The organism is Moorena producens 3L (assembly GCF_000211815.1).
GTDB classification, from domain to species: domain Bacteria; phylum Cyanobacteriota; class Cyanobacteriia; order Cyanobacteriales; family Coleofasciculaceae; genus Moorena; species Moorena producens.
On record NZ_GL890816.1, the window covers coordinates 1 to 13,342 of the forward strand.

The 13,342-nt window shown below is 44.5% G+C and carries 11 protein-coding genes; 9 read left to right on the top strand and 2 right to left on the bottom strand.

Annotation, left to right across the window (positions count from 1 at the left end):
- The 7 genes from pstS to proX all read left to right on the top strand — a co-directional run.
- On the top strand, positions 1-930 hold a 930-nt coding region (gene pstS, locus LYNGBM3L_RS00340; protein ID WP_008177653.1), incomplete at its 5' end, for a phosphate ABC transporter substrate-binding protein PstS.
- Between the two features lie 206 nt (positions 931-1,136).
- Positions 1,137-3,092, top strand: coding sequence for an iron uptake porin (locus LYNGBM3L_RS00345; RefSeq protein ID WP_044491786.1), 1,956 nt, complete (start codon positions 1,137-1,139; stop codon positions 3,090-3,092).
- Between the two features lie 94 nt (positions 3,093-3,186).
- Entirely contained in the window at positions 3,187-3,348 is a 162-nt protein-coding gene (locus LYNGBM3L_RS42530; protein ID WP_008177656.1) for a hypothetical protein, read from the top strand.
- 86 nt (positions 3,349-3,434) lie between these two features.
- On the top strand, positions 3,435-4,649 hold the full coding sequence (locus LYNGBM3L_RS00350; RefSeq protein WP_008177657.1) for an RNA-guided endonuclease InsQ/TnpB family protein: 1,215 nt from the start codon (positions 3,435-3,437) through the stop codon (positions 4,647-4,649).
- Positions 4,650-4,710: 61 nt separating this feature from the next.
- Positions 4,711-5,397: a Uma2 family endonuclease gene (locus LYNGBM3L_RS00355; protein ID WP_008177658.1), complete on the top strand. Its 687-nt coding sequence runs from the start codon at positions 4,711-4,713 to the stop codon at positions 5,395-5,397.
- Positions 5,398-5,528: 131 nt separating this feature from the next.
- Positions 5,529-6,746 carry a quaternary amine ABC transporter ATP-binding protein gene (locus tag LYNGBM3L_RS00360; RefSeq protein ID WP_008177659.1) on the top strand — a complete coding sequence of 406 codons (1,218 nt, stop codon included), beginning with the start codon at positions 5,529-5,531 and terminating at the stop codon, positions 6,744-6,746.
- 109 nt (positions 6,747-6,855) lie between these two features.
- Positions 6,856-8,892, top strand: a complete 2,037-nt coding sequence (proX, locus tag LYNGBM3L_RS00365; RefSeq protein WP_008177660.1) for a glycine betaine/L-proline ABC transporter substrate-binding protein ProX — start codon at positions 6,856-6,858, stop codon at positions 8,890-8,892.
- Positions 8,893-9,215: 323 nt separating this feature from the next.
- On the opposite strand, the gene lgt is transcribed toward proX, so the two are convergent.
- Positions 9,216-10,094 (bottom strand): prolipoprotein diacylglyceryl transferase, encoded by an 879-nt coding sequence (lgt, locus tag LYNGBM3L_RS00370; RefSeq protein WP_044491795.1) that lies wholly within the window; start codon positions 10,092-10,094, stop codon positions 9,216-9,218.
- Positions 10,095-10,645: 551 nt separating this feature from the next.
- Here lgt and LYNGBM3L_RS00375 point away from each other — a divergent pair.
- Positions 10,646-11,446, top strand: a complete 801-nt coding sequence (locus LYNGBM3L_RS00375) for a type 1 glutamine amidotransferase (RefSeq protein ID WP_044491798.1) — start codon at positions 10,646-10,648, stop codon at positions 11,444-11,446.
- A gap of 313 nt (positions 11,447-11,759) precedes the next feature.
- A complete protein-coding gene (locus LYNGBM3L_RS00380; RefSeq protein ID WP_008177664.1) occupies positions 11,760-12,569 on the top strand; it encodes a hypothetical protein in 810 nt (269 codons plus the stop codon).
- Positions 12,570-12,719: 150 nt separating this feature from the next.
- Here the strand turns inward: LYNGBM3L_RS00380 and LYNGBM3L_RS00385 are convergent, their stop codons facing one another.
- Entirely contained in the window at positions 12,720-13,298 is a 579-nt protein-coding gene (locus LYNGBM3L_RS00385; RefSeq protein WP_008177665.1) for a hypothetical protein, read from the bottom strand.
- Positions 13,299-13,342: the final 44 nt, after the last annotated feature.

Here is a 13,342-nt window from a genome sequence, read left to right on the forward strand (position 1 = left end):
ACTGGCGCGGAGCTACATTTCCTGAACCCCTTTACTCGCCGTTACTTTAGAGAATACCAAGAAGAAAAACAAAAAGAACAAACAGATGTAAAGTTCAAATACAGTGCCATTGGCAGTGGTGGTGGGATTAGACGATTTCTGAATCAGTCCGTTGACTTCGGAGCGAGCAATGTGATTCCAACTCCTGTAGAGAGAAACTCCATGAAACGGGGTTTGTTGATGGTACCAACGGCTGGGGGGTCTTTGGCTGTCGTTTATAATCTTCAAGGAATAACCACCGATGTTAAGCTATCCCGAGACACTCTCGGTAAAATTTTTTCAGGTCAGATTTCTAATTGGAAGCAGGTTAACTCCCGCCTGCCAAACCGGAAAATCCAAGTAGTTGTCCACTCAGGCAGTAGCGGCACTAGCTTTATTTTTACTAAATATTTGAACGAAATTACTAATGGCAGAATCCGAGCAAGTAAAAGACCTAATTGGGGCTTTAAGGTCTTCTCTAGTGTTCCGGGAAATGCAGCAGTAGCTAGCGAAGTTAGGCGAATTGACGGTGCCATTGGCTATGTACCGGCGAGTTATGCTAAACAGCTTAACCTACCGATGGCCAGGCTGGAAAACCGAGCTGGTCGCTACGTCAAGCCTACCGTTGATCAAGCCAATAAAGCCCTAGGCAATGTGCAGTTCAATGAGGACTTCACCATCGAAAATATAGATGACCCAGAACAGGGTTATCCAATTGTAGGTATAACTTGGCTGTTTCTCTACGAAAAGTATCCTAAACCAGAACTAGCCCAAGGGGTTAAAGACCTGATAAATTGGATTCTGACTGAGGGTCAAGACTTGAACGAAGATCTACAGTACACTCGGATACCCGAAGATGTTGCTAATCGAGCCATCGAAGCTGTGAATAACAACATCAGGGTTGTTCCATAGAAGGACAAAAGTCAAAAGTACTTTGGTATCGGTGTATCGCTGTTATCGGTGTGGTATAGCCTTCGAGCTTTTATAGCACTACGCATTAAGGTGTTTGACATAGATAAAAGCTGAAAAGCTCTTGTAGTTAACTTTTGCCTTTTGCCTCTTGCCAATGCCATTGCGCGTAGCGCTATACCTTTTATTTTTGTTGTGTGAGGAGAGTTGTGAAAAAATTTTGCGGTGGATTACCACTGACACCGATAGTACTTGGTGTCCATTTGGTAACCATTACCCCCGCTATGGCTGATAGCGAACCAGAAACCTTGACTGCCATAGACCCTAAACCATCACCAGATAGGTCAGATCTTAATCCCAGACCGAAATATATAGCGCGAGAGTACTTAAAAACTCCCCCAAAAACTCCTCAGTTAACCGACCAATTCCACGATGAACTGGAGTTTAAGACTACTACGTCTATTCCTAATTATGGGATATCGACAGCTAGCTTGACTAGTCTGGAGTCACCGCCAGACCTAGAGATGGCAGACACTGTGAGTAATCCGTCTATGGGTCAGGTAGCACCGATTTCTAAACTATTAGACATGCCATCTACCCAGACTAACTCCAATAGTCTAGATAATAGTCCAGATAATAGTTTAGATATATCCCAAAACTTAGGTGTGACAGACCCGTTGAGTAATGGACCAATGGAGCGGGTAACACCAGTTTATGAACTGTCTGATGTCCAACCTACGGATTGGGCTTACGAAGCACTACAGTCTTTGTTGAAGCGCTATAGATGCCTGACTGGTTACGAGGATGACACCTATCGCGGTAACCGTGCCCTGACTCGCTACGAGTTTGCTTTTGGCTTGAATTTTTGCCTAAATCGGGTGAATGCCATGATTATTGGTAAAACAGCCAACTTGGTAACCGAAGCTGATTTAGCAGCAATGCAAAGGCTACAAGAAGAGTTCAGTGGTGAATTAGCTACTGTACAGGCTCGGGTCGATAACTTGGAAGGGCGAGTGACTTTCCTAGAAGACCATCAGTTCTCGACTACTACTATATTGCGTGGGAGTGTAGATATTGCTCTAGCTACTGGCTTTGGCGGGAAAAAAGCAGTTCCTTCTGGTCAAAGCCCAACAGAAGATTTTGATGATACTAATACTCTGTTGGGAGGCCGGGCAATTCTCAACTTCGACACCAGTTTCACCGGTCGAGACCTTTTGCGCACTAGACTTCGGGCAGGGAATACCAGTAATTTTAGCACTGGTTTCACCGGTACAGCCATGACCAAGTTTGGTTTTGCCACTAATACCGGCAATGATGTTAAATTAAACCAGCTGTTCTATCGGTTTCCCCTAGGTAATAAAGGTCTGGTATCTATAGCAGCAGCAGGTCAGGGAGCAACTGCTTTGATTCCCGCCCTCAATCCAGCATTTTCCATTTCCAGTTTTGGATTCAATAATTACATCTACGACTTGGGTTTTGGTGCTGGTGCTGGAATCTACTATCAATTCAATGACCTGATTGCTACTGGAGCAGCCTATTACACTGGTTCTGCCTCTAATTCAGACTTTGGACTGTTCAATGGTGCCTTTGGTGCTTTGGCTCAGGTGACCCTTACTCCCTCTGATCGTTTTGGTATGGCCTTGACCTATGTCCGGTACTACTCTCCTCAAACAGCCAATACTGCATCGTTTCTCGGTAGCCAATTCGCTCAATCTCCCTTTGGCTCAAATACAGCAACCTCATCAAATAGCTTAGGTGTATCGACTAGCTATCGATTTAGCGATCGCTTTACCCTAGGCGGTTGGCTTGGTTATAGCAATGCGATCGCAGAATCCTCAAGCATTAACAATAACAATGGTTTCGATGTGTCAAGCGGATCAGAAGCAGATATTTGGAGCTGGGCAGTTACCGCCGCTTTCCCAGACATCGGAAAACTAGGCAGCCAGTTGAATCTCATTGTTGGCATGCCTCCAAGACTAGCTAGTAATGATGTTGCTGGTCGTCGCGATCGCGATGTATCATACCATCTTGAACTGTCTTATCGCTACCCACTGACTGATAGAATCTTTATCACTCCTGGTGTTTTGGTGATTATCGATCCAGAACACAATGATGAAAATGACACCATTGGGGTTGGACTGCTCCGAACCCAGTTTAATTTCTAGAGCATTGGTTGATTATTATTCGATGACAAAGCTTGAGGGTTAATGGTTTATGCTCAAAACCCTAGCACTGACAATGATTAGAGCATCATAGTAAATGGGATTTACCTACGGTCACGCTACGCGATGCTCGGTACGAGCCGCTACGCGAACCCATGAGCCAGCCATCAAACTATCTTGGACTATCATGGTGTTGGAGCAAGCCATAGAAGTTGACAAAATGACCAAAAATATTGGGTTTCAAGCCCCGCCCTTTTAGGGCGGCTTTAAAAAGATTTTATGTTTGAATTAAGGATGGGCGTTAATTCAAGAATGTGATATCCTTGAATTAAGGAGGCAAGTAAAGTGTTCAATCTAACCTACGAGTTCAAATTAAAACCTACCGCTAAGCAAGTATCTTTGTTTGAAAACTGGCTTGAACAGTGTCGCAAAGTCTATAACTATGCACTAGCAGAAAGGAAGGATTGGTATAAATCTCGTAGTTGTCAGGTTAATGCTTGCTCTGTTCGTAGTGAATACATCATTCCAGCAGAGCAAACCCGTCCTACTTATGCCAGTCAATGCCGTGGGTTAACCGCTGCCAGAAAAGCTATTGAAGAGCTTAGAGCTGTTCAAGTTCATGTCTTACAACAAACGCTCAAAAGGCTAGAAAAAGCTTTTGTTAGTATGTGGGAACAAGGTCATGGCTTTCCTCGCTTTAAGAAGCAGGGACAAATGCGATCTTTTGTTTTTCCACAACTAGGAGTCAAACCAGTTGAATCTGGAAAAATTAAATTGCCCAAAATTGGCTGGGTAAAGATGCGGCAATCACGGGAAATACCTTCTGATGCTGTAGTTAAACAAGCCAGAGTGGTCAGACGTGCTACTGGCTGGTATGTGATGTTGACTTTGCAATGGGATGTTGATGTTCCTCAGATTATGCCTCATGGGGAACCCTTGGGCATTGATGTGGGAATTTCACATTTTGCTGCTGTTAGTAACGGGAGGTTATTTCCTAATCCACGTCCTTTCAAGGGTCTCGAACGCAAGCTTAAATTGCTGCAAAAGAGGGTAAGCAGAAAGCGTAAAGGAAGTAGCAACCGTTGTAAGGCACAAGCAAAAGTCAGCAAGCTACACGAACGAATCGTTAACATTAGAAAAAATTATTACTGGAAATTAGCTCATAATCTTTGCGATTGGGCTGGGATGATCTTTGTTGAAGATCTAAATCTCAAAGGATTGGCTAAGGGAATGCTAGGAAAGCACTGTCTAGATGCGGGATGGGGACAGTTTTTTAAGATATTAGAGCAGTGTTGCGCCCATCGTGGTGTCTATTTTCAAAAAGTAGATTCTAAAAAGACTAGCCAAATTTGTCCCAATTGTTTAACTGAAACTGGCAAAAAGACCTTAGCTGAGCGCATACATCATTGCGAACATTGTGGCTACACAACCGACAGAGATGTGGCAGCTGCTCAAATAATCGCTATACGCGGACTTGCAGCCGTGGGGCACACGGTCAAGATGCTTTCTGAGGGCAAGTTCATTGGAATCCCTGGGAAGAAAGAATCCTCGTCCTTGTAGGACGGGGAGTGTCAACAGCATAACCAAGACCGAAGCAGTATCGCCAACTGCAACCGATAGTATGGATTGGGAGCCCCCCATGCCACCAACGGATTTAATCTTTGATGATGGAGAACCTTTGGAGAGTGACCGCCACCGCATAGCCATGAACGCCCTCATCCGTTCACTGCGCGTTGCTTTAGCTGACCGAGACGATTACTTTGTTGGGGGCAATATGTTTGTTTACTTCAGTAGTGAACAAGCACGAAACCAGGACTTTCGCGGGCCAGATTTCTTTGTAGTCTTGAATGTAGACGGTAGCCGAGAACGTCTTGGCTGGGTAGTATGGGAAGAACAGGGTCGCTACCCAGATGTGATCATCGAGCTGATGTCCCCCTCCACAAAGCAAGTTGATACAGGTAAAAAGAAGAGCATCTACTGCCAGACCTTCCGCACTCCAAATTATTTTGTCTACCAACCCTTTGACCCAGATTCATTGCAAGGATGGTATTTAGATATAGACAATGGCTACCAGGAGCTAACCCCAAATGAACAAGGGTGGCTATGGTGTCAGCCCTTAGGCTTGTGGTTGGGACAATGGTCTGGAACCATTGAGGAAACCTCAGCAGTATGGCTGCGCTTTTATGACCGGGATGGGAATCTAGTTCCCTTACCAGAAGAAGCAGCTGAGCAACGAGCTGAAGTAGCTGAACAACGAGCTGAAAAATTAGCAGAACGACTGCGACAGGCAGGGATTGACCCAGATTAAATTTAAGGTGAATGGCCATAAAAAGTGCTGAGTGCATCAGTGCAAAGCAGACTGAGTAACTGTTATAAACTAGGGGTTTTTCCGAATCACCTTTTATAATTTTATCTTTTTACCCTTTTCCAAAATAACTAATGACTACTATTAATTCAAACCCCAAAATTCGTATTGAACATCTGATTAAAATTTATGGAGAGAAACCCCAAGCTGCCCTCAAACTGTTTCGCCAAGGTGGGAGTAGGGATTCTATCTTAGAAAAAACCGGTCAAGTCTTAGGCATTGCCGATGTCTCTCTGACCGTTAATAAAGGAGAATTGTTCGTGGTAATGGGGTTATCCGGTTCCGGGAAATCCACCCTAGCTCGCTGTATTAACCGCTTAATTAATCCCACCAGCGGCAATATCTATATCGATGATGAAGACATTGCCCATGTTGATGAGAAGCGGATGCGAGAGATTCGCCAGAGCAAGGTATCAATGGTGTTTCAGCGATTTGGATTATTTCCCCACAAAACAGTTGCAGAAAATGTCGGGTATGGTCTCAAGGTTCGGGGGATAGATCAAGCCAAACGCCGCAAAAAAGCTCTGGAAACCTTAGAAGTGGTAGGTTTATCCCAATGGGCCGATTATTTACCTTCTTCTCTGAGTGGTGGGATGCGTCAACGGGTGGGTTTAGCCCGCGCCTTAGCCACAGATGCCGAGATTTTACTTATGGATGAGGCATTCAGCGCCCTCGACCCCCTGATTCGGCGGGACATGCAGGATGAATTACTGCGACTTCAGACAGAACTGCACAAAACCATTGTATTTATCAGCCATGATATTCAAGAAGCCCTCAAGATGGGCGATCACATAGCGGTGATGAAAGACGGTTATATTGTCCAAATTGGCACACCAGAAGAACTGATTAACCAACCAGCTGACGACTACATCCGTGCATTCATCCAAGATGTTAACCGCGCCCAAGTCCTAAAAACTGGGTCAATTGCTCGTCAAACCCCTGCCTTAGTTCTTAAAGAAAACTCTGCTAGAGCTGGACTGGAACAAATGATAGACCATCACCTCCAACAAATCTATGTTGTCGATGAACACAGCAAACCTGTTGGAATTGTCAAGAAACAATGGCTCGAAGCAGTCCTCCAAAAAGGAAGCGAAGACATTACTGAAGTGATGGAAACGGACTTCCCCACAGTCAACCCTTCAACCCACCTAGAAGATATATTTCACCTCTACCGAGACGGACTTCCTGTTGCTGTAGTCGATACTGACGGTACATTCAAAGGAATGGTCGAACAGTCTGATCTTATCGCTAGTATTGGCAAACCTCAAAAGCTTGTCCAAGACAACAGCTGATAGCACCTCAAGTAGCGTGGCCTTTGGCCTTTAGCTGATAGCTGATAGCTGAATGCTTAAAAACGAAATATCTAGATAAATTGACAATCTATACTAGAAGAGTGTTGCTTTGAATAGTATTGTGTTCAATTATTTAATTCTATCCCTTAATAATATCGCAACAAGCCAAGTCGGTCTAGATATTATCTTGAATCCCTTTGAGCTTTATACCTTACCCCTTGACGAGTGGATTACCGCAGTAGTTAATTTCCTAGTTGACAACTTCCGTCCCTTTTTTCAAGCAATTAGCTTGCCCATTACCTGGACTCTGGAAGGGATACAATCGCTGTTCCTATCCATTCCTCCCCTAATTTTTCTGATTATTCTGGCTTTGATAGTATGGCAAATTGCTGGGGGAAAAATTGCTATTTATAGCCTTTTTGCCTTGACCTTGATTGGTTTTTTTGGAGCTTGGGAACAAGCAATGACTACCCTGGCGCTAGTGGTAACAGCCGTAGTCTTTTGCGTGCTCATTGGCATTTCCCTTGGCATTGCCTGTGCTAGTAGCGATCGCGTCGAGAAATTCCTGCGACCCCTGCTTGATGCCATGCAAACCCTCCCGTCATTCGTCTATCTTGTCCCAGTGGTAATGCTGTTTGGCATTGGTGCAGTCCCTGGAGTAATCGCTACTTTAGTCTTTGCTGTTCCCCCCTTGATTCGCCTGACCAACCTAGGCATCCGACAAGTATCTACAGAAGTTGTCGAAGCTGCGATCGCATTTGGCTCAACCCCAAGACAAATGCTTTGGGAAGTGCAAATTCCCCTAGCAATGCCAACTATCCTAGCTGGAGTCAACCAAGCGATCCTATTAGCACTATCGATGTCGGTAGTGACTTCTATGATTGGTGTCGGGGGATTGGGACAGATGGTCTTACAAGGTCTCGGTCGGGTGAATGTCGGACTGGCTGCTGTGGGAGGATTAAGCATCGTTCTGATTGCGGTGATGCTCGACCGGATCACTCAAGTGGTGAGTCAAGGCAACAACCAAATCCCTTGGCTAGAGCGAGGACCCATTGGTTTTGTGCGTTTGAGGTTAACCAGTAAACCACGGACTGGGACTACTACTGTTGCTGCAATGGTTTTAGTGGCATTGCTTGTGGGTTTCATCAGCTCGCAACAAATTCCCCAAGCTACAACCGAATTAACCTCATCAGAAATAGCCCTACCTGGGAAAGGGGTGAAAGTACGCTCTACCTATGGTTATCTAGCCGATTCACAATTCATGACACACATCGTTAACACGGCTCTGGAAAAGCTCGGTTACGAGATTGAAAAACCCAAACAACTCCAGCCAACTACCAGCCACATCGCTTTGGGTAATAACGACCTCGATTTTACCGCTAACCACTGGGAAAAGTTGCACACAGAATTCTTTGAAAAAAATGGTGGCGACAAGAAATTAGAGCGAGTTGGGGTTATTGTTTCTGATCTGTTGCAAGGGTATCAGATTGATAAAAAAACTGCTGAAAAATACAAGATCACCAATTTAGAGCAACTCAAAGACCCTAAAATTGCCAAACTCTTTGACTCCGATGGAGATGGTAAGGCAAATTTAGCCGGTTGTATTCCCGGTTGGGGATGTGAGTTAGTTATTGAGCATCACTTAGATGCTTATGGGCTCAGGGATACTGTCGAACACGACCAAGGAGAATATAGCGTCCTAATTGCGAATAGCATTGCTCGCTACAAACAAGGAAAACCAGTCCTATACTACACTTGGACTCCTCTGTGGCTGGCTACGGTATTAAAACCAGGTGAGGATGTGGTTTGGCTAGAAGTTGCCCAAACCAATCTACCAGAAGCCCAGAAAGGGTTGACAGAAAAACATACTTCAATCGATGGTAAAAATCTCGGATTCGCGGTGGATCAGATCCGCTTTGTGGCAAACAAAAAATTCCTAGCAACTAACCCAGCAGCCAGAGACTTGTTTGAGCGATTTAAGATGCCGATTGAGGAGCTTAATGCTGAAAGCTTACGGGCCAAAAAGGGGGAAGATAGCCCAGCAGATATCCGTCGCCATAGCCAAGAATGGATTAAAAAGAATCAAAAGTTGTTTGATAGCTGGCTTGAAGAAGCTAGAAAAGTTGGAGAAACTTCTGGAATTTGAGGTTTCCTATAATTTACGAGAACATTAATATTGTCAAGGTTGAGTAATTGGTATTTGGTAAAGGGGAATTGGTATTTGTGATTAATCCCGACCTTTTACCCTTTACCCTTTACCCTTTACCTGCAAGTATCTTGGGTCAACTACCAGACACTCACCTATCGGTTACATCCCCTTGAACGATCCGTTGCCCCATCTTCCAACTATCACAACTAATAACAGATTGCTATATTCCCAAATTATCCGGATTAACCTGATCTACCCAGTAAAAAGAAAGTGGTAGATGCACCCTGGTAAAGTCCTAGAGATAAACTCTGGGGCTTTTTTTATTTAGATACCGTATCCCACTGCTGATTATCGACTGGAACAACATCTGGCAAAGACCGACCGATCCAATACAGCCACCCTAAACCAGCAACTCCCAATGCGATCGCAACTAAACTGACCACTTGAGCAATGCGTAATGGACCGAGCATCAGACTATCCATCCGCAATGCCTCAATCCAGAAGCGACCAGTACTATAGGCGACCATATAAACTAGAGCCATCGTCCCTACCTTCAGATGGGGTTTGCGGCGTAAATCCCGAAAGAACAGAGTCATCAGTAACCCAAAGACCAATAAGTTCCACACAGACTCATACAGAAAAGTCGGATGGAAATAGTCAAAATTATTAAAGCTTAGGGGACGCTGTCCTAGTGGAATATACAATTTCCAAGGCAAATCCGTGGGAGCCCCAAAGGCTTCGGAATTAAAGAAATTACCCCAACGTCCGATGGCTTGACCTAATATCAGGGAAGGAACTACTAGATCAACTAACAGCCAGACAGACAGTTTATTGAGGCGGGCAAAAATTATTGCAGCTAAGATACCACCCAAGATAGCGCCATGAATGGCAATCCCACCATTCCAAATCGCAATAATTTGGTCTGGACGCTGGGCGTATTGTTTCCACTGAAACAAGACATAGTAAAGTCTGGCTCCAGGAATCGCAGAAATCACCAGCCAGATAGCCAAGTCGCCCAACAAATCTGGGTTAACGTTACGACTCTTGGCTAGGTATTGGGAAAGGCTAACTCCAATTAACACTGCTGAGGCAATCAATAGTCCGTACCAGCGGATTGTTAGGGGTCCGAGTTCAACGATGATTGGCCCAGGAGAAGTAAATTGGAACCCTAGGGTTAGAGCAGAGATTGCTTGCAGCATTGATTTATCCATAGGCAGCAAACCACAAGTTTCATTGTAGTCCCCTAGAGCATCGGTTAAGGTAAGCATTCAGCTATCAGCGTGTCGCGTATCAGCTAATGGGCTACGGGAACGCTACTGTTCGCGCAGGGTTCCCGTAGCGCCTTCAGGGGTGATGAGATGATGAGATGATGGGGTGATCAGGTTATAGAAATATCCTGATCAAGTGCTTGGTCTAGGTCTTGGTAATTTTGTCAACTTCTATTACTTGACCAACTCTCTACCATTCCCTAATCTGGAATGCGATGGTGCCAACCAAAGGCTTGGATCAGCTTCTCCCATAACTGCTATGAGAGATTATAAATGGACTATATAGCTGTCAAAGTTTTGCGCTGTAAAGAAATTCCTGTAACAGCCTTGATTATGGCAAGTCACTTGTCCATATAAAAACCTTGACCTTCGGTCACGCTTTGCGAACAACCAAATCACCTTGGCCTTTCGGCCAGGCTACGGGAACAACCTACCCAACCAGGGACACCAAAGGCGAACAACCAAATCACCTTCAACCCAAGATGAATTCCGAACAACTAGAATTAACTATAGGCTGGCTTTACCCTACCCTAATGAGTACCTACGGTGATCGTGGTAATGTCATCTGCTTACAACAACGAACCCAGTGGCGAGGCATTAGAGTCAATCTAATCCCCCTGGATCAGCAAACCCCTGCTGAGCAATTCTATAAAGTGGATATCTTCATGGGTGGTGGTGCTCAAGATAGACAGCAAGAAATTGTTATGCGAGACTTACAAGGTAGCAAAGCCAATGCCCTACAAGAAAAAATTGAAGCAGGTGTACCGGGAGTATTTACCTGTGGCTCACCTCAATTGCTAGGTAACTACTATGAACCCGCTCTAGGTAAGCGGATTCAGGGATTAGGGTTGCTGGATTTGGTCAGCAAGCATCCTGGCGTAGATGCTCGCCGTTGCATTGGTAATGTGGTATTTGAGATTACTGCATCACCCCTAGCCCAAGACTTAAAGGCTATGCTGGGGAAAAATCCAGTAGTGATTGGCTTTGAAAATCACGGTGGTCGTACCTATTTAGGTAATGTCGAACCCCTAGCTCAAGTGGTCAAAGGATATGGTAACAATGGGGAAGATGGCACAGAAGGAGCATTTTATCGAAATGCGATCGCAACCTACTCCCACGGTCCGCTGTTACCGAAAAACCCCTTTCTTGCTGATTGGCTGATCCAAACTGCCCTCAAGCAAAAGTATGATATACCAGTGTCCTTAGAACCACTGGATGATACCTTAGCAACCAAGGCAAGGGTGGCGATGTTTAAACGTCTTGCCCTGACTAACCTGAGTTGACTAGGACTAGTAGCAAGAAGTCGTGACTCTTACGGCTAATCGGTAATCGGTAATAGTAGAAATGTTTACCAATTACTAATCATCCACAGTCCCGACTTGAGTGGATAGCCCCTCAATGCCTCGTAAACGAATAAACTATTAACTATACCCCCTCCCAAGCACTTGAGCGAGGGATGAGGTTCTTTGACGGCGGTTAAAACCGCTGGTTTCGTAGTTCCTCCGCGCTTTAAAAAGCGGTGCGACCCCGGCGAGGTTCCCTCGCCATGGGAACGCGCACCAAGACAGACGCGGTTTCCCTACCCCGTAAAGTCAGATGACTGGAAAAGTAATCGATAGCAGTGCCACTGGAATTCTCATTCTAATCATCCCCTTCGCATTGGTGATGGTTCTGTTGCTAAAGGCATGGCCGATCGTACTGGCAATGCTAATCTTGATTATCATCATCAGGCTTTGGCAGCAATATCAATGGCAGAAGTGGACTCGGAAAGTTAATCCCTTCTTCAATCAACTGATTAAAGATAACCAAGGCTGTCTGACACCCATGGATTTGTCGATCAAGGCGGATATTTCTGGAACTGCAGCCAAACAGTATTTAGACAAAAAGGCAGAGGAGTTTGGAGCTCAGAGTAAAACCTATGATGACATTGGCACTGTTTATTACTTTCTGACTGCTAGCGCTCTCGGTAGTATCTTTGATCAGAGTGAACCCTCCTTCGACCCTGAAAGTGAATCCTCCTTCGAGCCTGAGAGTGAATCCAACACCAGTCAAGCAACCCCGTCTTTGGAACTACAGCTCCAACAAGATGAGTTCTCTAGCAATGACATCCCAAAACTGCAAGAAAATCCACGATCACAAGAATCTGTTGCCTCTAAACTAGCTGCCTTGACTGCTGACGCTTCAGGTGATCAAAAAAACCGGGTCAAAAAGAAGCAGGATAAGAAAGTTTATCAACCTCTGATCCAAGCCGAATTAGCCAAGCGACTGAATGTTCATGCCAGCACAGTTGGTAAACGTAAATCTGATGCCGACTTTTCACAATGGAGTCAAAGTAAAGATCCAGACGGAATTGCCTGGGAATATTCATCACAGAGAAAGGAGTTTTTGCCAATTGTGAACAATTAGGAAAATCTCGATAATTAGTTTGTTATTTGTCATATGTACCGAATAACTAATGACTAATCAGCCAGCTGGCCACAATGATAAGTATTCAACGGTAAATTATATCATACTAGCAATGATATAATACTACCTAAGGTTATAAAAAGCTAGGAACTAGGAAATGGAATGAGCAAGTTCTGGCTGGGTTGGGTAATTAAACCTGTCCAGAGCATCCCATTTATTCAACAGTTGGGATTTTAGTTGTTCAAATTTGAGCTTTAGTATGCGTCTGCTGACTATGGGTTGAGCTATAGGTTGTGAGGTTTGACCAGTATTAGCCGACTCTTGTAACATTTGGCATTGTTGGGGTTTAAGCGTTACGGTCATTACCTGGTTACAGCGTTGTGGTTCTTCAGTGGAAAACAAAAGTAGTCGATAGAAGCCTTTATCTGCTAAGCAACGAGTAATGGTCTGAACTTTCGAGGTTTTCAAGTCTAGATAACAAGGGAGTAACCGAGAGTCCTGTGCTTTAGACTGAAGTACAGTAACCCATAGTAGCATCGGATGAGGCGAATTGATGAAGACAAATTGACTGTGGGGCTTGCTGAATAGATAATACTGAATTTCTTCTGGAGATAACATCAAGCATAAGGTGGCAAAATTTCCCAAGCTGCTTGGTAAAATTGCTGGAAATATAATTTTGCTAATTGGTTTATCCTGGGGCCAGGATTGCTGTAGACACACTTGTAACATTTTAACTCCTGATTATCTATTTATAGTCTAATAAACCTATGAAT

Bases quoted from the DNA above. Each gene is read 5' to 3' on its own strand.
- LYNGBM3L_RS42530 (WP_008177656.1), top strand. From the start codon at position 3,187: ATGGGATTTACCTACGGTCACGCTACGCGATGCTCGGTACGAGCCGCT.
- LYNGBM3L_RS00355 (WP_008177658.1), top strand. From the start codon at position 4,711: ATGGATTGGGAGCCCCCCATGCCACCAACGGATTTAATCTTTGATGAT.
- LYNGBM3L_RS00360 (WP_008177659.1), top strand. From the start codon at position 5,529: ATGACTACTATTAATTCAAACCCCAAAATTCGTATTGAACATCTGATT.
- lgt (WP_044491795.1), bottom strand. From the start codon at position 10,094: ATGCTGCAAGCAATCTCTGCTCTAACCCTAGGGTTCCAATTTACTTCT.
- LYNGBM3L_RS00375 (WP_044491798.1), top strand. From the start codon at position 10,646: ATGAATTCCGAACAACTAGAATTAACTATAGGCTGGCTTTACCCTACC.
- LYNGBM3L_RS00380 (WP_008177664.1), top strand. From the start codon at position 11,760: ATGACTGGAAAAGTAATCGATAGCAGTGCCACTGGAATTCTCATTCTA.
- LYNGBM3L_RS00385 (WP_008177665.1), bottom strand. From the start codon at position 13,298: ATGTTACAAGTGTGTCTACAGCAATCCTGGCCCCAGGATAAACCAATT.